Raw genomic sequence first — 17,803 nt, 5'->3', positions numbered from 1 at the left:
GAATTCCTTGTTTGCCTGTCAGCGCGCGACGGGCGTGGTCATCGCGGGAGTGGTCGCGTCGCCTTCATTGCCCAGCAGCCGGTCGAGCTCTCCCGCGGCGCGGTGCGCGTCGGCCAGGGCGAGCAGGTACTGCGCGCGCACCTGGAACAGCGTGCGCTGCGCATCCAGCGCTTCGAGGAAGCTGAACTTGCCCAGCTCGAAGCCCTTGGTGGCGGCCTTGTAGGCGCTCTCGGCGCCGGGCAGCGCGTCGCGCTGCAGCGTCTCGGCGGTGGCGTGCGCGGAGCGCAGGCGCTCGGTGGCCTGGGCTACGTCGGTGCCCAGCTGCAGTTCGGCGGCGGCGAGGTCGTCGCGTGCCTTTTCCTCGCGGCTCAGCGCCTCGGCGACGTTGCCCCGGTTGGTGTCGAAGATCGGCAGCGGCACCGACAGCCCCAGCACCACCTGGTTGCGCCGGCTGCTGCCGGTCTCGCCCTCGGAAGCCGGCACGCGCTTGGCGCCCAGCGAGACGGTCACGTCGGGAATGCGCCTGGCGCGCTCCAGATCGGCCAGCGCCTTGCGCCGATCGACCTCGAGCCGCGCCTGCCGCACCACCGGTGCATCGGCGAGCCTGCCGGCGATGTCCTGCGCCGAAGCTATCGCCGGCAGCTGATCGACCGCGCCATCCACCTGCGTGAAGCGGGGAGCGGGATTACCCCACAGCGCTGCGAGCTGCTGGCGTGCCGAGCGCAGCGTGCCCTCGGCCTGCATCAGCTCGACGCGGATGCCGGCCTCGGCCACGCGCGCCTTGGTTTCCTCCAGCGGCGAGACCTTGCCGGCAGCCACGCGGTTGGCGGCAGCGCGGGTGGCGGTCTGCGCGAGGCCCACCGAATCCTGCGCGAGCCTCAGGCGCTCCTGCGCGGTCAGCACGTCGAAGAAGGCTGTGACAGTGGCCGCGCGGATCTCGGCGCGGCGCCCAGCCAGCGCCGAGGCCGCCTGGTCGCGCGCCCGCTCGGCCGCCGTGACGCGGGCCGAGCGCTTGCCGCCCAGCTCGATGGGCTGGCTCAGCTGCAGCGTGGTGGTGCGGTTGTCGCGACGCATGTCTTCCAACTGCACGTCGAGCGTGGGGTTGGGCCAGGCGCCGGCCTGGACGACGGCGCCCTCGGTGGCCTCCTGCTCGCGCAATGCGGAGGACAGACCGGGGTTGGCCCGCATCGCCATGGCGACGGCGCTGCGAAGGGTCAGCGGCCCCGCGGGCTCCTGCACACGGGTGTTGGCCGCACCGGACGGCGCGGGTTGTGAATGGGGGACTCCGGCGGAGGCCTGAGCGACCTGCGAAAAAGCCGGGGGCGCCGCCATGGCCAGCACGGCCAGCGGCACGAAGAGCGTGCGCATCGAATTCTCCTGGGTTGCGAAACAACGGACGGACGAATTCGGCGAGAGCTCGGCTAGCTGATGGTGGGTATCAGAAGGGGGTGGTGTGCTCTCGCCGAATCAGGAGGCGAGAGACCAGTCGGGGCGGACCGGAACGTCGGAGACATGCGAGGCGAAACGCTCGTCGGGCGTCGCGCGCAGCGGCTGGGCCACGCGCGCCACGGAGGCTGCCGGTTCGTCCAGCGCATCGGCATGCTGGGCATGGCCGAAGTGGCAGACGGCGCAATCGCCGACCACCGCATTGGGCTGGGTGCTGGAGTTCTTCTGCGCACCTTCGCCGCTGTGGCTGCGGTCGGTGCCGCGGGTTTCGCTTTCGTGGTGGCCCCAGTGGTCGGGCCGGGTGTCGCGCTCATGCTGGCAGTACGCCGATGCCGACGCCCAGCTGAACTGGAACGGCAGCAGGGCGAGCATGAAGATGAGGAACCAGCGGCGCATGGAGGCAAAAAGTATATCGGCGGGCTGCATCGGGCATTTCGGCAATGGCCCTGCAAGGCGCAGGCCCTGAACAATGCGGGCCGGCGCAATGTACGACCGGGGGGCGAGGCTTTGTCTGTCAGCAGGATTACCGAAACGTAACCCCCGTACCGGAAGTGCTTCGATACCATCCGCAGATGCGAATCCTTGTCATCGAAGACGAGCCCAAGCTGGGCGACTACCTCAAGAAGGGGCTCGAGGAGAACGGTTACGTCGTCGACATAGCCCGCGACGGCATCGAGGGAAAGTACCTCGCCACCGAGGGTGACTACGCGCTGATCCTGCTCGACGTGATGCTCCCCGGCATCGACGGCTTTGCCGTGCTGCAGGCCATCCGCCGCACGAAGAACGTACCGGTGCTCGTGCTCACGGCGCGCGACAAGGTAGAAGACCGCGTTCAGGGGCTGCAGCAGGGCGCCGACGACTATCTGGTCAAGCCCTTCTCCTTCTCCGAGCTGCTGGCGCGCGTGCAGGCCCTGCTGCGCCGCGGCAAGCCGCAGGACTCCACGGTACTGCGACTGGCCGACCTGGAGGTCGACCTGGTCAGCCGCAAATGCATGCGCAACCGCACGCGGCTGGATCTGACGGCCAAGGAGTTCACGTTGCTGCTGGTGCTGCTGCGCCGGCGCGGCCAGATTCTTTCGCGCACCACGCTTGCCGAGCAGGTGTGGGACATGAACTTCGACAGCGACACCAATGTGGTGGAAGTGGCCATCCGCCGCCTGCGCAGCAAGCTCGACGACCCCTTCGAGGTGAAGCTGCTGCACACGGTGCGTGGCATGGGCTACGTGCTGGAAGACCGCTCCTGGACTTGAGCGCCCGGCCGCAATCCCTGCAGAGCCGGCTGTCCCTCTGGCTCGCCGCGCAGACCCTGTTCGGGCTGAGCGTGATCTGCTTCGCCATCTACCTCGTCACCGCCTGGAACTTCGGCCAGAAGCAGGAAGAGGAGCTCGCCAACAAGGCGGTGCTGGTGGAGCACCTGCTGCTGGAGGCCGAGAAAGGCGGCGACCTCGTCTTCCTGCGCCACAAGCTCGACGACTTCTTCTCGATGCAGGACGACGTGACGCTGTCGATCTCCGCCGGCGGCAGGCGGCTCTTCGAATCGAGGCCCGCCACCGGCGGCAAATGGATGCTGCGCGACCTGCAGGTGCCGTGGACGCAGGCCGGCGCCACCACGCAGCTGTCGGTGCGCCTCGGCGTGAACACCGCGCAGGAGGCCCAGCTGCTGCGCCGCCTGGCGTGGACGCTGCTGGGCGCCGTGGTGCTGGGCACCGCGCTGGTCTCGCTCACCGGCATGTGGCTGGTGCGCCGGGGCCTGAAGCCGCTCAAGACGCTGACCGAGCGCACCGCCGCGATGGCGCCCGACAAGGCCAACCAGCCCATCGACGCCAGCGACTTCGCCGAAGAGCTGCGCCCCTGGATCACCCAGTTCAACGCCCTGCTGCTGCGGGTGCAGCGGGCCTATGTACAGCTCGAATCCTTCAACGCCGATGTGGCGCACGAGTTGCGCACGCCGCTGGCCAACCTGATCGGCTCCACCGAACTCGCTCTCACCCGCCCGCGCAGCAACGAGGAGCTGCAGACCGTGCTCGCCTCCAACCTGGAAGAAGTCGGCCGGCTCTCGGGCATCGTCACCGACATGCTGTTTCTCTCGCAGGCCGAGCGCGGCGCGCCGATGCGCACGCGGGCGGTGGCGAGCCTTGCGGCGCAGGCAACCGACGTGATCGACTTCTACGACGCCATGCTGGAGGAAGCCGGCCTGCGCGCCGAGGTGCGCGGAGAGGCCATGGCCGATGTGGACGCGGCGCTGCTGCGTCGCGCGCTCTTCAACCTGCTGGGCAACGCCATACGCTTCGCGGCGCCGGCTTCGACGATACGCATCGAGATCGGCGAGGAAAGCGCCACCGAGTTCGCCCTGGCCGTGGTCAACAAGGGCGAGCCCATCGACCCCGCCGCCCTGCCCCGCCTGTTCGAGCGCTTCTATCGCGCCGCACAGGCCCGCGACGGCTCCACGCGGCACCACGGGCTGGGCCTGTCGATCGTGGAAGCCATTGCCCGCATGCACGGCGGGCGGGTGTTCGCGGCCAGCCGGGGCGGCGAGACGCGTATCGGCTTCACCGTGGCGAAGCGCTGATGGAAGTCAGGGCTTCGCGTGCGCGGCGTCCGCTGCAACCGCCTGCTTGCGGCCGATGAACAGGTTGATCAGCGGACCCGTCATCGCGGTGGTCGCGAGCGCCATCACCAGCAGCATGGTGAAGAGCTCGGGGCCGATCAGCCCCGCGTCGAGGCCGATCTTCATCACGATGAGTTCCATCAGCCCGCGCGCGTTCATCAGCGAGCCGGTGGCCAGGCTGTCGCGCCAGCCGTAGCCCGCCATGCGCGCGCCGGCCGCGCCGCCGGCGATCTTGCCCACGGTGGCAACGCCCACGATCAGCAGCATCGCGCCCAGGCTCGCGCCCGAGAAGGCGTTGGCCGTGGTGCCAAGTCCGGCAAGGGCGAAGAAGAGCGGCATCAGCACCACGATGGAGATCGGCTCGATGCGCTCGGTGAGCGACTTCAGCAGCCGGTCGTCGCGCGGCAGGCAGGCGCCGAACAGGAAGGCGCCGAACACCGCATGCAGGTGCAGCCACTCGGTGACCAGCGAAGTTGCCAGCAGACCGATCATCAGCGCCGCCATCACCGTGGTCGAGGGCTCGCCTTCGGGCGCCTTGACGCGCAGCAGCCACGCGAAGGCCGGCTTGAGCCCGAGGAACAGCGCCGCTAGCACCACCGCCATGCCCAGCGTGGTCTTCAGCAGCCCCTGGTAGCCCTCGCCCGCGCCGACCAGCGCGACCACCACGGCCAGCAGGATCCAGGCGAACACGTCGACCACGGCAGCCGCGCCCAGCGAGAGCTGGCCGAAGGGCGTGCGCGTCATGCCGCGGTCTTTCAGGATGCGCGCCATCACCGGAAAGGCGGTGATCGACAGCGCCGCCGCGATGAAAAGAGCAAAGGGCCAGAAGCCGACACCTGCCGGCGCGAGCGAGGGATGCAGCGCCGGTGCGATCGCGATGCCCAGCGCCATCGGCACGACCACGCTCAGCACGCCCACGTAGCCCGCCGAGCGCAGCTGCTCGCGCACGCCCTTCGAGGCACGCAGCTCGAGGCCGACCACGAACATGAAGAGCACCAGCCCCAGCGTGGAAAGCGAAGAGAGCCCCTGCAGCGACTCCTTCGAGAACAGCTGCGCGTGCAGCGAAGGAAAGAGCGCGCCCATCACGACCGGCCCGAGCATCAGGCCCGCGGCCATCTCGCCGACCACGCCGGGCTGGCCCACATGGCGAAGGATCCAGCCGCAAAGACGCGCAGTGACCAGGATGACGATGAGCTGCAGCAGGAGCGAAGTGACGGACATCGGGTAGCCGGGAGTTGGAGGGAGATTCCGGCCGATGTTAGTTCGAAGCCGCGTCGTCGAGCCAGCGGTTGGCCCACTGGTTCAGCGGCAGCAGGCGCCTGACCAGCTCCGCGCCGGCCTCGGTCAGCACATAGCCCGCCACGGCGAGCTCGACCACGCCGGCCGCGCGCAGCTCCTTGAGCCGGTCGTTCAGCACCGAGGGCGACATCTGGTCCGTGCTCGTGCGCAACGCCCTGAAGCTCTGCGGCTGGCCGTCGCGCAGCTCCCAGAGGATGCGCAGCGTGCCCTTGCGGCCGAGCTGCTCCAGCAGCCGCATGACGGGGCGGCGCGATGCGGCGGGTTGTGCGTCTTCCATGCGAAGCCTTCATTGATCGATTGTGCAAGTGTACGCGCTTGCGCTACGCAATTCGTAGCGATAGACTGCGATCGACCGCTACGTATTCCGTAGCGATTTCAACCCGGTTGCAACGAAGGAGACAACCTCTTGACCGACACCACCACACAGCGCACCCCGCGCATCCCCCCGCTCGAAGCCCCCTACCCCGAGCCCATCGGCGAGCTGCTCACACGCATGACGCCGCCGCAGGCACCCGAAATACTCGCGCTGTTCCGCGTGCTGGCCGTCAACCCCGCGCTTGCCGAGCGCACGATGGAACTCGGCCGCTACCTGCTGGGGCGCAAGGCGGCCATCAGCCTGCGGGAACGCGAGATCGTCATCCTGCGGGTCTGCGCCCGCTGCGGCGCCGAATACGAATGGGGCGTTCACTGGAGCGGATTCGCCGACGCCGCCGGCTTCAACGACACCGACCGCAGCGTGATGGCATCGCCCGACGGCGATCTCTCGCTACTCGCCCCACGCGACCGTCTGCTGGTGTCGATGGTCGATCAGCTCCACCACACCAGCGACGTCGACGACGCGCTGTGGGAAGCCCTGCGCGCCCACTGGAGCCATGCGCAGCTCATCGAACTGATGATGCTCGCGGGCTGGTATCACTCGGTGAGCTACGTCTGCAATGCGGCGCGCGTGCCGCTGGAGAATTGGGCCGCGCGCTGGTAAGGCTCGCTCACTTCTGCGCGCGCATCAACCGCAGCCCGTTCGCCACCACCAGCAGGCTGGCGCCCATGTCCGCGAACACCGCCATCCACATGGTCGCGCTGCCGAACACGGCGAGCACGAAGAACACGGCCTTGATACCCAGCGCCAGCGTGATGTTCTGCCAGAGCACCGAGTGGGCGCGGCGCGAGAGGCGGATGGTTTCGGGGATGCGGCGCAGGTCGTCGTTCATGATGACCACGTCGGCCGCCTCCATCGCGGTGTCGGTGCCGGCGCCGCCCATCGCGAAGCCGATGTCGGCCTGCGCGAGCGCGGGGGCGTCGTTGATGCCGTCGCCGGTCATAGCCGCCGCGCCGTAGCGCTGCTGCATGGCCTTGATGGCGTCGAGCTTCTCCTCGGGCAGCAGGTTGCCGCGCACGTCCTCGATGCCGGCGTGGGCGCCGATGGTCCTGGCGGTGGCGATGTTGTCGCCGGTGAGCATCACGGGCACCACGCCGAGCGAGCGCAGTTCGGCCACCGCCGCCTGCGACGATTCCTTGATGGTGTCGGCCACGGCGAAGAGCGCGAGCACGGCCTCGTTCGAAGCAAGCAGCGTGACGGTGCGGCCGGCCTCCTCGTGGCGCTGGAGCTCGGCTTCGAGCGACGGCGTGCAGAGCCCCCGCTCCTCGATCAAGCGATGGTTGCCCAGCACGTACGCCTGCCCCGCGTGCACGGCCTGCACGCCGCGGCCGGGCAGCGCGGTGAAGTCGGCGACTTCGCCCTGCTCGCCCTTCAACCCTTCGGCGATGGCCTTCGACACCGGGTGGTCGGAGCGGCCCGCGATGCTGGCGGCAATGGCGAACACCGCCGCCTGGTTGCCGGCCGAGGATTCGCCGACCAGCGACGACGCCACCAGCTTCGGCTTGCCTTCGGTGATGGTGCCGGTCTTGTCGAGCGCCACCGCCTTGAGCTTGCGCGCCTCTTCGAGGTACGTGCCGCCCTTGATGAGAATGCCGCGCCGCGCAGCCGAGGCCAGTGCACTCACCACCGTGACCGGGGTGGAGATGACCAGTGCGCACGGGCAGGCGATGACCAGCAGCACCAGCGCCTTGTAGATGGCCTGCGTCCAGGTCCAGTCCATGAAGAACGGCGTGAGCACCGCGACGGCCAGCGCCAGCACGAAGACGGCGGGCGTGTAGATGGCGGCGAACCGGTCGACGAAGCGCTGCGTGGGCGCGCGCGAGCCCTGCGCTTCCTCGACCGCGTGGATGATGCGCGCGAGCGTGGTGTTGGCGGCCACGGCCGTCACGCGGAATTCGAGCGCGGCTGTCTGGTTGATGGTGCCGGCGAACACCTGGTCGCCGACGGTCTTGTCGACCGGAATGCTCTCGCCGGTGACGGGCGCCTGGTCGATGGCGCTGGCGCCCTCGGTGACGATGCCGTCCAGCGGCACGCGCCCGCCGGGGCGGATGCGCGCGATGGCCTCCAGCGGCACCTCGCTCGCCATCACCGTCTTCCAGCTGCCGTCGGCCTGCTTCACCTCGGCCTGCTCGGGCGCGAGGGCCAGCAGGCTCTGGATGGCATTGCGCGCGCGGTCCACGGCACGGGCCTCGATGAGCTCGGCAATCGCGTAGAGCGCCATCACCATGGCAGCCTCCGGCCACTGTCCGATAACGAAGGCGCCGGTGACGGCCACCGCCATCAGCGCATTGATGTTCAGGCGCCCGCGCACCAGCGCCGCGAAACCCTTCTTGTAGGTGTCGAGACCCGCGAGGCCGATGGCGCCCAGCGCCAGTGCCATCTCGAACACCATGAAGCCCCGGCCCTCCAGCCCCATGAACGAAACCGACTCGGCCGCGATGGCCAGCACCAGCGCCGCGACCAGCCGCGCGAGCCCAGCGCTCATGCCTGCGATCTTCGCGGGTGCGGCCGGGGCTGCCTGCGCGCCCGGTGCATTCAGCGGCTCGGGCTTGAAACCCGCCTTGCGGATGGCGGCAAGCGCCTCGGGCAGCACGCCGTGGTCGGTGGTGATGGCCATGGTGCGCTCGCCGAGGCGGAAGCGCAGCGCCTTGACGCCCGCGATGGGCTCCAGCGCGCGGCGGATCTCGGACTCTTCCACCGCGCAGTCCATGGTGGGAATGCGAAAGAGCAAGGCGCCGGTGGGCACGTCGCTCACATCGGGCGCCAGCGGGATCGCCGAGTGGCTGCTTGCGCTGCAGCCGCAGCACGCATCGACCGCCTTCGGCTGCGTATGCTCGTGCGTGTGACCATGCCCCTCTTCATGGGCATGCGGATGAGAGTGCGCATGCGCGCGCGGCACGGGCGGGTTCAGGGCGTTCTGGTTCGTCATGGAATCGATTGGAAACCCTGAAGCAGGTGTAGAGTCAATCACTCATTCCCACTCGTTCATTTGCCGCATCATGAAAATCGGTGAACTGGCCAAGGTCGCGAACACGCCGGTCGAAACCATCCGGTACTACGAGCGCGAGCAACTGCTGCCCGAGCCCGCGCGCACCGACGGCAACTACCGCATCTACGACGAAGACCACGCCCAGCGCCTGGGCTTCATCCGCCGCTGCCGCTCGCTGGACATGACGCTGGACGAGATCCGCAGCCTGCTCAAGTTCCGCGATGCGCCGCAGGAAGACTGCGGCGAGGTCAACCAGCTGCTGGACGACCACATCGGCCACGTGGCCGCGCGCATCGCCGAGCTGAAGACGCTCGAGAAGCAATTGAAGGCGCTGCGCCAGCAGTGCTGCGGCCCCGAATCGGCGAACGCCTGCGGCATCCTGCAGGAGCTGGACACGGCCGCGCTCGCGTCCGAGACATTCGGGCAGCACGCGGGCCACGTGCACGGCGCGCTGCATGCGCCGGCCAAGCGCGGCGGCTGACGGCGCTTCTTTTTCTCTTTTCCTTCTACTTGCCGATCAGCTGCGAGAGCTTGTCGGCCTCGAAGCTCTCGTCGCGCGCCGCGTCGCCCGGCACGCAGTCCTTGCTGCCGGGTTGCGCCGAGAGCTTCTCGATGGCCTGCCACAGCAGCGCGATCTGGTGTTCCTGGCTCGATGCGTTTTCGATCAGGCTGCGCATGGCCTGGCTCAGCGGATCGTCGTCCTGCGTGATGCCGTAGGCAGAGAACTTCTGCGGCGTGGCCACGTCGGCGCTCTCGCCGGCCTTCGAGGGGATGATCCGCGCCGGGATGCCCACCGCCGTCGCGCCGGCCGGCACCGGCTTGATGACCACCGCGTTGCTGCCGATCTTGGCGCCGTCGCCCACCACGAAGCCGCCCAGCACCTTGGCCCCGGCGCTCACGACCACGTCGCGCCCCAGCGTCGGATGCCGCTTGGTGCCCTTGTAGAGCGAGGTGCCGCCCAGGGTCACGCCCTGGTAGATGGTGCAGCCGTCGCCGATCTCGGCCGTCTCGCCGACGACGACGCCCATGGCGTGGTCGAAGAACACGCGCTCGCCGATCTTGGCGGCGGGGTGGATCTCGATGCCGGTCAGCCAGCGGGCCCAGTGCGCGATGGCGCGCGCGGGCCACTTGAAGCCATGGGTCCAACAGGCGTGCGCCCAGCGATGCAACACCACGGCGTGGAAGCCGGGGTAGACCGTGATCACTTCCCAGGCGCTTCGGGCGGCCGGGTCGCGTTCGAGGATGCACCGGATGTCGGCGCGCAGTCTGGAGAACATCGCTGCCTTGTGCCTTCTGTCTGTTGTCGTTATATCGATAGGGGCCGCGCAGTCTAAGGCCGGGCGTCTTCGCGTACGAACGATAAGGTTTTAGTCGTTCCCGGGGGCCTTGCCGCCCTTGTCTGCCTTGTCTCCCCTCGGCGGCCGGGTGGCGTCGCTCATCGCCTTGGCGATGCCGCGCAGGATGTGGATCTCCTCCGGCGTGGGCTGGGCCCGGTTGAAGAGCTGCTGCAGCCTGGGCATGAGCTTCTTGGGCGCCCCGGGGTCGAGGAAGCCGATGTCCACCAGCGAGCGCTCCCAGTGGTCGAGCATGCCGGCCACGGCCTGGGCGTCTGCCGCCTGCACGGGCTGGATGGCCTCTCGCACCTCGTAGCCGCCCAGCGCCAGCCGCCATTCGTAGGCAATCACCTGGATGGCCGCGCCCAGGTTGAGCGAGCCGAACTTCGGGTCGGTGGGAATGCTCAGGGCCACGTTGCAGCGGTAGACGTCCTCGTTGCGCATGCCGAAACGCTCGGAGCCGAACAGGAAGGCCACGTGCTGGTCGCCCTTCTTGCCCTGCTTGGCGAGCGGCTCCAGGTGCTCGCGGGGCGTGCGCGTGGGCGGGCCGAAGTCGCGCGGGATCATTGCCGTGGCGCACAGGTGGGTCACGCCATCGAGGGCCTCGTCGAGCGTCTCGACGATGCGGGCGTTGGCCAGCACGTCGAGCGCGCCGCTCGCGCGCTGGATGGTTTCCTCGCGCCGCAGCACGTTGGCCCAGCGCGGGGCCACCAGCACCAGGTCGGAAAAACCCATGGTCTTCATGGCGCGGGCGGCGGCGCCCACGTTGCCGGCGTGGCTGGTCTGGATCAGGATGAAACGGGTGCGCATGGAGGGTTGGCGGACACTAACGGGCGGAGCCGGTAAAATCCCCCGATTCTCGCCGCCCGCATCGCCGGGCCGTCTCCAGGGGCCCTCCCCACCGTTCTTCCCACAATCCAATGTCGTCCCCCAACCTGCATCCCATGCTCAACGTGGCCGTCAAGGCCGCACGCGCCGCCGGCGCCATCATCAATCGCGCCGCCCTCGACGTCGAAGCCGTGCGCATCTCCCAGAAGCAGGTCAACGACTTCGTCACCGAAGTCGATCACGCCAGCGAGCAAGCGATCATCGAGACGCTGCTCGGCGCGTACCCGGGGCACGGCATCCTGGCGGAAGAATCCGGCAGCCAGTACGGCGCCAAGGACTCCGACTACGTCTGGATCATCGATCCGCTGGACGGCACCACCAATTTCATCCACGGCTTCCCGGTCTACTGCGTGTCGATCGCGCTGTCGGTGCGCGGCAAGATCGAGCAGGCCGTGGTCTACGACCCCACCCGCAACGACCTGTTCACCGCCACCAAGGGCCGCGGCGCCTACATGAACGAGCGCCGCATCCGCGTCTCGAAGCGCACCCGCCTCAACGAGTGCCTGATCTCCACCGGCTTCCCCTTCCGCACCGGCGACAACTTCAAGCAGTACCTGGCCATCATGGCGGACATGATGCCCCGCGCCGCCGGCCTGCGCCGCCCCGGCGCCGCAGCGCTCGACCTGGCCTACGTGGCCGCGGGCTTCACCGACGCCTTCTTCGAGACCGGACTGAACCCCTGGGACGTGGCGGCGGGCTCGCTGCTGGTTACCGAGGCCGGGGGCCTGATCGGCAACTTCACGGGCGAGCCCGAGTTCATGGACCAGCGCGAGTGCCTGGCCGGCGCCCCGCGCGTGTACGGCCAGCTGGTGCCGCTGCTCGCCAAGTACTCCAAGTTCGCCACCGTGGACGACAAGCTGCGCGCCAGCGACCGCGTGCGCGCCGTGTCTGCCTCCGCCAAGGCGAGCGCCGGCAACTCCAACGACTCGACCGACCTCTACGCCCGCAGTACGGTGCCGGGCTTCGCCGACGAGGCAGCCGAAGCCGAAACCCCGGCCGCGCCGGCGGCGGCTCCCGCTCCGCGCAAGCTCACGCGCGTGCGCCGCGAGGCACCCGCCAACGGCGCGCCTTCCGAAGGCAACTCCTCCGCCAAGTGACGATGCAGGGGCCCAGCAGCGCCGCGCCCCGGGTCCGTGCCGCTCTGCGCATCGCGCTGAGCCACTACGTCGCGAGCGGGCTCACCGTCGCGCTGGGCCTGCTCTTCATCTCCGGCGGGGTCCATCTCTGGCTGGGCACCATCGCGGCCTCGGCCGCCGCCACCGGCGTGATCGTCACCGCGCCGCCCGACCTGCCCGGCCCGCGCCGCGGCAAGTTCCTGCAGATGCTGCCAGCGCCGCTCATCGGGCTGCCGCTCTTCTTCGCGGTGCAGATGCTGCACAGCGCCCCCATCCGCCTCGGGCTGGTGCTGGTGCCCGCCACCTTCATGGCCTTCCTGGCCATGGCCTGGGGCAAGCGCGGCATCCCGATCGCCATCGCGGTGATGTTCTCGATGATCTTCTCCATGGCCACGCCCGCGCCTTCCGGCATGGCCGACGCCATCGAGCGCACCTGGCACTTCGGGCTGGGCGCGGGGCTGTACGTGATCTGGGCCACGCTCGCCAACCTGGCGCTCAACGGGCGCTTTCGCACCCAGTCGGTGGCCGACGTGCTGTATTCGCTGGCCGCGCTCATGCGCACCGAGGCCAGCCAGTTCCTGCCGCAGGACGAGACCCGCGACGTGCGCGACACCCCCGCGCCCCTGCTCGGCCAGCTTCTGCGCGAGCAGGCCGCGCTGGCCGACCAGCTGCAGGCCACGCGCGACATCGTCCTCGAATCGCCGCGCACCCCGCGCCGCCAGCGCCTGGCCGCCATGCTGGTGATCGTGCTCGAGATGCGCGACCAGCTGCTGGCCAGCGAGCTCGACCTGGACACCCTGCGCGCGCACCCCGCGCATGCCGACGCGCTCATCGAGATGCGCCGCGTGCTCGAAGAGCTCGCCGACGAGACCATAGCGCTGGCCGACGCCCTGCTCTTCGGCCGCCACCCCGACGCCGTGGTCGACCGCCGCCCGCGCCTGGCGGCCATCCACGTCTCGGCCGACGACAGCGCCGATGGCCCTGCCGGCCACATCGGCCCCACGGCCGCCATGCTCGCGCGCGGGCTGGCCAGCCGCATCGGCCACATAAACGACGAGGTGCTGCGCCTGTCGGCCATGGCGCGCGGCGACGTCGAGCCCAACCTGGCCGTGGTGCGCGCCAACTGGCAGCTCTTCGTGAGCCCCACCGACTGGTCGCTGCGCCCCTTCTTCACGCTGTGGAGCTGGGACCAGCCGCCGCTGCGCCACGCCATCCGCGCCGCGCTGGCCATCGCGGCCGGCTACGCCATCGCGGTGTCGATGCCCTGGGGCTCGCACGACTACTGGATCCTGCTGACCATCGTGGTGGTGCTGCGCGGCAGCCTCTCGCAGACGCTGGAGCGGCGCAACGCCCGCGTGGCCGGCACGCTGCTGGGCTGCGTGCTGGCGGTGGGGCTGCTGTCGGCGCACCCCTCGGCGCTGATGCTGCTGGTCATCGTCACGGTCGCGCAGGCCATCGCGCACAGCTTCGCGGTGCGGCGCTACCTCATCACGGCGGTGGCCGCCACCGTGCTGGGGCTGGTGCAGGCCCACATGCTGAACGTGGGCATCGCGCCGATCTTCGCGCTCTTCGAGCGCATCGCCGACACGCTCATCGGCGCCGCGCTGGCCTGGGGCTTCTGCTACGTGCTGCCCTCGTGGGAGCGCACGCAGATCCCGGCGCTGGTCTCGCGCGTGCTCACCGCGCAGGCCCGCCATGCGCGCCTCGCGCTGGGCCTGGGCCAGCTCAAGGCCATCGACAGCAGCCCCGAGCTCGAATGGCGCCTTGCGCGCCGCGAGGCCTACGACAGCCTCTCGGCGCTGGTGCAGGCCACGCAGCGTTCGCTTTCCGAGCCGCGCGCCGTGCAGCCGCCGCTGGAGCCGCTGGAGCACCTGCAGGCCCACAGCTACCAGCTGCTCGCGCAGCTGAGCGCGGTGAAGTCGATGCTGGTGCTGCGACGCGACCGCCTCACGCCGGCGGAGGTGGAAGGCCCCATCGGCCGCACCGCGCAACGAATCGAGGCGGCCATCGGAACCATTCCGACCACCGGCCCCTCCCACCCCGAGAGTTCGGGTTCGACCGCCGTCGGCGGCCCGATCCCCCTGCCCGACCCGTTCGACAACGACATCAGCCCCTGGCTGCTTCGCCGCCTCGACCTGGCCACGGCACTCGCCACGCAGCTGCGCGACGACGCGGCGCGCATTCTTCAACCTCTGAACGAGACAACAGCACAAGCGAAGACGACCACAGCCTGATGACCCAAGAGATACTCGCCCATCCCTGGTTCGGCACCTGGCTTGCCGCACTGATCGCAGTTCCCCTCTCTCTTCTCGCCCACCGCATCGTCGGCCTGGTGCTCAGGCGGATCACCCGCCCCGCGCCGGCCATCCATGCGATGGTGGTCAATTGCAGGGCTCCCGCCCGGCTCGTGTTCCCGCTGGTGGCGCTCACCATGGTCTGGCAGGGCGCGCCGGACGACCTGCGCTTCATCGGCAACGTCCGCCATCTCACCGGCCTGCTGCTCATCGCCGCCGCCACCTGGCTCACGGTGAAGGCCATCAGCGGCTTCGCCGAAGGCGTGCTGGCGCAGAACCCCTCCGACATCGCCGACAACCTGCAGGCCCGCCGCGTGCTCACGCAAACCCGTGTGCTGGCGCGCACCGCGATGTCGGTGGTCATCGTGGCCGGCGGCGCGATGATGCTCATGACCTTCCCCGGCGCGCGCCAGGTGGGCGCGAGCCTGCTGGCCTCGGCCGGCGTGATCGGCATCGTGGCCGGTCTTGCCGCCAAGCCCGTGTTCAGCAACCTCATCGCCGGCCTGCAGATCGCGCTGGCGCAGCCGATCCGCATCGACGACGTGCTGGTGGTCGAGGGCGAATGGGGCCGCGTCGAGGAAATCACCGGCACCTTCGTCGTCCTGAAGATCTGGGACGAGCGCCGCCTGATCCTGCCGCTGAGCTATTTCATCGAGAAGCCGTTCCAGAACTGGACGCGGCATTCGTCGCAACTGCTGGGCGCGGTGTTCGTCTACGTCGACTACGGCATGCCGCTCGCGCCCCTGCGCGAGGAGGTCGAGCGCATCGTGAAGGCCGCGCCCGAGTGGGACGGCCGCTTCTTCAACGTGCGCGTGACCGACGCCACGGAGCGCACCATGCAGATCCGCGTGCTGTGCACGGCCGCCACCTCGGGCCTGACCTTCGACCTGCGCTGCAGCGTGCGAGAGGGCCTCATCGACTTCATGCAGCGCGAGTACCCGCAGTTCCTGCCGAAGATGCGCATCTCGGCCGACGGGCTGCCCGAGCGCGAGCAGCTGCCGCAACAAGGACAGGTCCCGGCCTGATCCTGTCTTGAAGCCCGAGCCGGCCCCCGCCCCCGAACGCAAGTCCGCGCTCACGCGAGCGCTGCTCTACGCCTTCGCGGTGCTGTGCCTGGTGCTGGGCCTCATCGGCGTGATCGTGCCCGGCATGCCGACCACGGTGTTCATCCTGATGGCCGCATGGGCCGCCGCCCGCAGCTCGCCGAGGCTGCATGCGTGGCTGCTGAGCCACCGCCTCTTCGGCCCGCTGCTGCACAACTGGGCCAACGGCCGCACCGTGAGCCGGCGCGCCAAGTGGAGCGCGACCGTGACGATGGCGGTGTGCGCGGTGATCGTGTCGTTCACCGCGCACCGTGCGTGGCTCGCCGCACTGGCCATCGGGTGCATGGCCTGCGTGCTGGCCTGGCTGTGGTCGCGGCCACTGCCTCCAACCTAGCACCCTGGCGCCCCTAGCGGCGCGGCTGCTTTTCCATGTTCGGGGCGGTAACGGCGCGCGGCGGAATCGGCACTGACATCACGATCGACGTGCGCGTCTCGCCCAGGTGGTTGATGGCGCTCACGAAGGCTTCCAGGTGCTCGATGTCGCGCGCGGCCACCTTCAGCACGTAAGAGTCCTGCCCCGTGACGTGGAAGCACTCGAGCACCTCGTTTCGACCCTCCAGCAACTTCAGCAGCAGCGCCTTGTCGGGCTGCGGCGTGGTGATGCCGACCAGTGCCGTCACCGTATAGCCCACCTTGCGCGGAGGCACCACCGCCCGGTAGCCGGCCAGCACGCCGGCTTCTTCCAGCCGCTTCACGCGCTCGGAGGTCGACGGCACCGAAAGCCCCACCTGCCGCGCCAGCGCCGTGAGCGAGGTGCGCGCATCGGCCTGCAGCACTTCGAGGATCTGCCAGTTCTTGCTGTCGATTTCCATGGATTTCAGGCTTCGGCGGTCGATTCGTCTTGAATTTCAGGCAGGAAGCGCATTCCGCCTGAGCTTCGCCATTCTCCTCAGGCGAAGCTGTAAACACAATTTACAGCATGGACTCCACCCTCTTCCTCAAGGCCCTCGTCATCGGGCTCTCCATCGCGGCACCCGTAGGCCCCATTGGCCTTCTGTGCATCCAGCGCACCCTCGCGCATGGCCGCGGCATCGGCTTTCTCAGCGGGCTCGGCGCCGCGCTGGCCGATGCCTTCTATGGCGCCATCGGCGCACTGGGCGTGTCGGCCGTCATCGCGTCGATGGTGGCGGCCCGCGTGCCGCTTGCGCTGGGCGGCGCCGCCTTCCTCGCTTGGATGGGCGTTCAGCTGCTTCGCGCGCCGGTGGCGACCGAGGCCCGGCAGGCGGCGGACGCCACCACGCCGCTGAAGGCCACGCTCTCGATCTTCGTGCTCACGCTGGCGAACCCGATGACGATCCTGTCCTTCGTCGCGGTATTCGCGTCCATTTCGACGGGCCACGTTGCAGGCCACACCCTCGGCGCCTCCCAGGCCGCGACGATGGTGCTCGGCGTGTTCCTGGGCTCCGCGCTGTGGTGGCTGGGGCTGTCGACGATGGTGTCGTCGGTGCGGCACAAGCTCAGTGCCAAGACCATGCAGTCGATCAACCGGCTGTCGGGCGCGATCCTGCTGGGCTTCGCGGTCTATCAGCTGTCGACGCTGCTGCCGCGCTGAGCATCTGATCGCGGCCGCTGCCCCGACTCGGCGATCAAACCCTCAATAGAACTCGCCAATCTCCACCACCGGCCCTCTGAACACATCCTGCAGCGCCTCCACGAACGCCCGCGCCGGAAGTCGGTGGACCGACTCGACAAAACCCGGCAGGTCCTTGCCGAAATCGATCACCAGTCCACCTCTCCAGAAACCCAGGCACTCGGTCCAGTCGATGTTCTTACGGGCGAACCCCTCGACTTGCGCGCGTACAACAGGCGGCTTCAGGACGTAGTCCGACGAGAAACTCTCGCTGTAGATGTAGCGGTAGGGCTCCGCCTCATCCGGCGCGAGTTGCTGTCCATTCACGGCCAGCGGCGGTGAAACAAGATCGAAAAAAATGCTGTCGGAACTGTGTTGGATACGGTAGTCATTACCCAATATCAGCACGGTCTCCGTCGTGTAACGGTCGGAGGGTCTCACGCTCGCGTAGTTGGAAGGCCCCGCGAGCGCCGCCACAGGTGCCGCTTTGACGCCGCGATATCGCAGCGCGACTCCCGGCCCAGAGGCAGCGAGCGCGCCCGCCTCCTCGAAAGACACGTTCTCTCGCCGCGACAAGTCAACCGCCTCGACAAGCTCCGTACCGATTGACCATTCGGCCAGAAGCTTCGCGACCCGCGCGGCCGTGTCGGCGCTCGGCCGCCAATTGGCATCGTCGACGACAAGAAAGTGCCTGTACTCAATACCCATGGACTCCTCCGTCATGAATGGCGGCGGCAACTCTGCGCACGCTTGGCCGAGAGGATCGCATACCCACGCCCGC

General features: G+C 69.1%; 18 protein-coding genes. 9 read left to right on the top strand and 9 right to left on the bottom strand.

The window, feature by feature from the left end:
- Nucleotides 1–18: 18 nt before the first annotated feature.
- Together EJP67_RS00160 and czcI are read right to left on the bottom strand one after the other, a co-directional pair.
- On the bottom strand, nucleotides 19–1,368 hold the full coding sequence (locus tag EJP67_RS00160; RefSeq protein WP_126018195.1) for a TolC family protein: 1,350 nt from the start codon (nucleotides 1,366–1,368) through the stop codon (nucleotides 19–21).
- A 99-nt stretch (nucleotides 1,369–1,467) separates the two neighbouring features.
- Nucleotides 1,468–1,842 (bottom strand): cation efflux protein, CzcI family, encoded by a 375-nt coding sequence (gene czcI, locus EJP67_RS00155; protein ID WP_126018192.1) that lies wholly within the window; start codon nucleotides 1,840–1,842, stop codon nucleotides 1,468–1,470.
- A 176-nt stretch (nucleotides 1,843–2,018) separates the two neighbouring features.
- Between czcI and EJP67_RS00150 the strand changes: the two genes are divergently transcribed.
- On the top strand, nucleotides 2,019–2,696 hold the full coding sequence (locus tag EJP67_RS00150; RefSeq protein ID WP_126018189.1) for a heavy metal response regulator transcription factor: 678 nt from the start codon (nucleotides 2,019–2,021) through the stop codon (nucleotides 2,694–2,696).
- Nucleotides 2,693–4,015 (top strand): heavy metal sensor histidine kinase, encoded by a 1,323-nt coding sequence (locus tag EJP67_RS00145; RefSeq protein WP_126018186.1) that lies wholly within the window; start codon nucleotides 2,693–2,695, stop codon nucleotides 4,013–4,015. The genes EJP67_RS00150 and EJP67_RS00145 overlap by 4 nt, the downstream gene beginning before the upstream one ends.
- A 6-nt stretch (nucleotides 4,016–4,021) precedes the next feature.
- On the opposite strand, the gene EJP67_RS00140 is transcribed toward EJP67_RS00145, so the two are convergent.
- On the bottom strand, nucleotides 4,022–5,275 hold the full coding sequence (locus EJP67_RS00140; RefSeq protein ID WP_126018184.1) for a cation:proton antiporter: 1,254 nt from the start codon (nucleotides 5,273–5,275) through the stop codon (nucleotides 4,022–4,024).
- 37 nt (nucleotides 5,276–5,312) lie between these two features.
- The gene (locus tag EJP67_RS00135) at nucleotides 5,313–5,630 is read right to left on the bottom strand and encodes a winged helix-turn-helix transcriptional regulator (RefSeq protein WP_126018181.1); all 318 of its coding nucleotides are present in this window, start codon (nucleotides 5,628–5,630) and stop codon (nucleotides 5,313–5,315) included.
- A gap of 129 nt (nucleotides 5,631–5,759) precedes the next feature.
- Between EJP67_RS00135 and EJP67_RS00130 the strand changes: the two genes are divergently transcribed.
- Nucleotides 5,760–6,332 (top strand): carboxymuconolactone decarboxylase family protein, encoded by a 573-nt coding sequence (locus EJP67_RS00130; protein WP_126018178.1) that lies wholly within the window; start codon nucleotides 5,760–5,762, stop codon nucleotides 6,330–6,332.
- 7 nt (nucleotides 6,333–6,339) lie between these two features.
- On the opposite strand, the gene EJP67_RS00125 is transcribed toward EJP67_RS00130, so the two are convergent.
- A complete protein-coding gene (locus EJP67_RS00125; protein WP_126018176.1) occupies nucleotides 6,340–8,658 on the bottom strand; it encodes a heavy metal translocating P-type ATPase in 2,319 nt (772 codons plus the stop codon).
- A 70-nt stretch (nucleotides 8,659–8,728) separates the two neighbouring features.
- Here EJP67_RS00125 and cadR point away from each other — a divergent pair, with 70 nt between their 5' ends.
- Entirely contained in the window at nucleotides 8,729–9,199 is a 471-nt protein-coding gene (cadR, locus tag EJP67_RS00120) for a Cd(II)/Pb(II)-responsive transcriptional regulator (RefSeq protein ID WP_126018173.1), read from the top strand.
- Nucleotides 9,200–9,224: 25 nt separating this feature from the next.
- Here cadR and cysE read toward each other — a convergent pair whose 3' ends face one another.
- Nucleotides 9,225–10,028 carry a serine O-acetyltransferase gene (cysE, locus tag EJP67_RS00115; protein WP_338067686.1) on the bottom strand — a complete coding sequence of 268 codons (804 nt, stop codon included), beginning with the start codon at nucleotides 10,026–10,028 and terminating at the stop codon, nucleotides 9,225–9,227.
- A gap of 57 nt (nucleotides 10,029–10,085) precedes the next feature.
- A complete protein-coding gene (locus EJP67_RS00110) occupies nucleotides 10,086–10,862 on the bottom strand; it encodes an RNA methyltransferase (RefSeq protein ID WP_126018169.1) in 777 nt (258 codons plus the stop codon).
- Nucleotides 10,863–10,972: 110 nt separating this feature from the next.
- Here EJP67_RS00110 and EJP67_RS00105 point away from each other — a divergent pair, with 110 nt between their 5' ends.
- From EJP67_RS00105 to EJP67_RS00090, 4 genes are read left to right on the top strand one after another with little or no spacing between them, the layout of a single operon-like run.
- Nucleotides 10,973–12,037, top strand: coding sequence for an inositol monophosphatase family protein (locus tag EJP67_RS00105; protein ID WP_126018166.1), 1,065 nt, complete (start codon nucleotides 10,973–10,975; stop codon nucleotides 12,035–12,037).
- 2 nt (nucleotides 12,038–12,039) lie between these two features.
- Nucleotides 12,040–14,289 carry an FUSC family protein gene (locus tag EJP67_RS00100; protein ID WP_126018163.1) on the top strand — a complete coding sequence of 750 codons (2,250 nt, stop codon included), beginning with the start codon at nucleotides 12,040–12,042 and terminating at the stop codon, nucleotides 14,287–14,289.
- Complete coding sequence (locus tag EJP67_RS00095; protein WP_126018161.1) at nucleotides 14,289–15,374, top strand: mechanosensitive ion channel family protein; 1,086 nt, start codon at nucleotides 14,289–14,291, stop codon at nucleotides 15,372–15,374. Before EJP67_RS00100 ends, EJP67_RS00095 begins: the two co-directional genes overlap by 1 nt.
- A 7-nt stretch (nucleotides 15,375–15,381) precedes the next feature.
- Nucleotides 15,382–15,786, top strand: a complete 405-nt coding sequence (locus EJP67_RS00090; protein ID WP_126018158.1) for a YbaN family protein — start codon at nucleotides 15,382–15,384, stop codon at nucleotides 15,784–15,786.
- A gap of 13 nt (nucleotides 15,787–15,799) precedes the next feature.
- On the opposite strand, the gene EJP67_RS00085 is transcribed toward EJP67_RS00090, so the two are convergent.
- Nucleotides 15,800–16,264, bottom strand: coding sequence for an Lrp/AsnC family transcriptional regulator (locus EJP67_RS00085; protein ID WP_126018156.1), 465 nt, complete (start codon nucleotides 16,262–16,264; stop codon nucleotides 15,800–15,802).
- A 107-nt stretch (nucleotides 16,265–16,371) separates the two neighbouring features.
- Here EJP67_RS00085 and EJP67_RS00080 point away from each other — a divergent pair, with 107 nt between their 5' ends.
- Nucleotides 16,372–17,004, top strand: coding sequence for a LysE/ArgO family amino acid transporter (locus EJP67_RS00080; RefSeq protein WP_126018153.1), 633 nt, complete (start codon nucleotides 16,372–16,374; stop codon nucleotides 17,002–17,004).
- 42 nt (nucleotides 17,005–17,046) lie between these two features.
- Here the strand turns inward: EJP67_RS00080 and EJP67_RS00075 are convergent, their stop codons facing one another.
- The gene (locus EJP67_RS00075; protein WP_126018151.1) at nucleotides 17,047–17,730 is read right to left on the bottom strand and encodes a hypothetical protein; all 684 of its coding nucleotides are present in this window, start codon (nucleotides 17,728–17,730) and stop codon (nucleotides 17,047–17,049) included.
- Nucleotides 17,731–17,803: the final 73 nt, after the last annotated feature.

The organism is Variovorax guangxiensis, from assembly GCF_003952165.1.
Lineage (GTDB): Bacteria > Pseudomonadota > Gammaproteobacteria > Burkholderiales > Burkholderiaceae_C > Variovorax > Variovorax guangxiensis.
Note: the sequence above shows the minus strand (reverse complement) of the source record. Positions and strands in the feature narration are given on the sequence as shown.

Excerpts from the sequence above, each read along its gene's own strand:
- EJP67_RS00075 (WP_126018151.1), bottom strand. The coding sequence starts at position 17,730 with ATGGGTATTGAGTACAGGCACTTTCTTGTCGTCGACGATGCCAATTGG.
- cadR (WP_126018173.1), top strand. The coding sequence starts at position 8,729 with ATGAAAATCGGTGAACTGGCCAAGGTCGCGAACACGCCGGTCGAAACC.
- EJP67_RS00110 (WP_126018169.1), bottom strand. The coding sequence starts at position 10,862 with ATGCGCACCCGTTTCATCCTGATCCAGACCAGCCACGCCGGCAACGTG.
- EJP67_RS00160 (WP_126018195.1), bottom strand. The coding sequence starts at position 1,368 with ATGCGCACGCTCTTCGTGCCGCTGGCCGTGCTGGCCATGGCGGCGCCC.
- EJP67_RS00135 (WP_126018181.1), bottom strand. The coding sequence starts at position 5,630 with ATGGAAGACGCACAACCCGCCGCATCGCGCCGCCCCGTCATGCGGCTG.
- EJP67_RS00100 (WP_126018163.1), top strand. The coding sequence starts at position 12,040 with ATGCAGGGGCCCAGCAGCGCCGCGCCCCGGGTCCGTGCCGCTCTGCGC.
- EJP67_RS00140 (WP_126018184.1), bottom strand. The coding sequence starts at position 5,275 with ATGTCCGTCACTTCGCTCCTGCTGCAGCTCATCGTCATCCTGGTCACT.
- czcI (WP_126018192.1), bottom strand. The coding sequence starts at position 1,842 with ATGCGCCGCTGGTTCCTCATCTTCATGCTCGCCCTGCTGCCGTTCCAG.
- EJP67_RS00095 (WP_126018161.1), top strand. The coding sequence starts at position 14,289 with ATGACCCAAGAGATACTCGCCCATCCCTGGTTCGGCACCTGGCTTGCC.
- EJP67_RS00105 (WP_126018166.1), top strand. The coding sequence starts at position 10,973 with ATGTCGTCCCCCAACCTGCATCCCATGCTCAACGTGGCCGTCAAGGCC.
- EJP67_RS00080 (WP_126018153.1), top strand. The coding sequence starts at position 16,372 with ATGGACTCCACCCTCTTCCTCAAGGCCCTCGTCATCGGGCTCTCCATC.
- EJP67_RS00125 (WP_126018176.1), bottom strand. The coding sequence starts at position 8,658 with ATGACGAACCAGAACGCCCTGAACCCGCCCGTGCCGCGCGCGCATGCG.
- EJP67_RS00150 (WP_126018189.1), top strand. The coding sequence starts at position 2,019 with ATGCGAATCCTTGTCATCGAAGACGAGCCCAAGCTGGGCGACTACCTC.
- EJP67_RS00085 (WP_126018156.1), bottom strand. The coding sequence starts at position 16,264 with ATGGAAATCGACAGCAAGAACTGGCAGATCCTCGAAGTGCTGCAGGCC.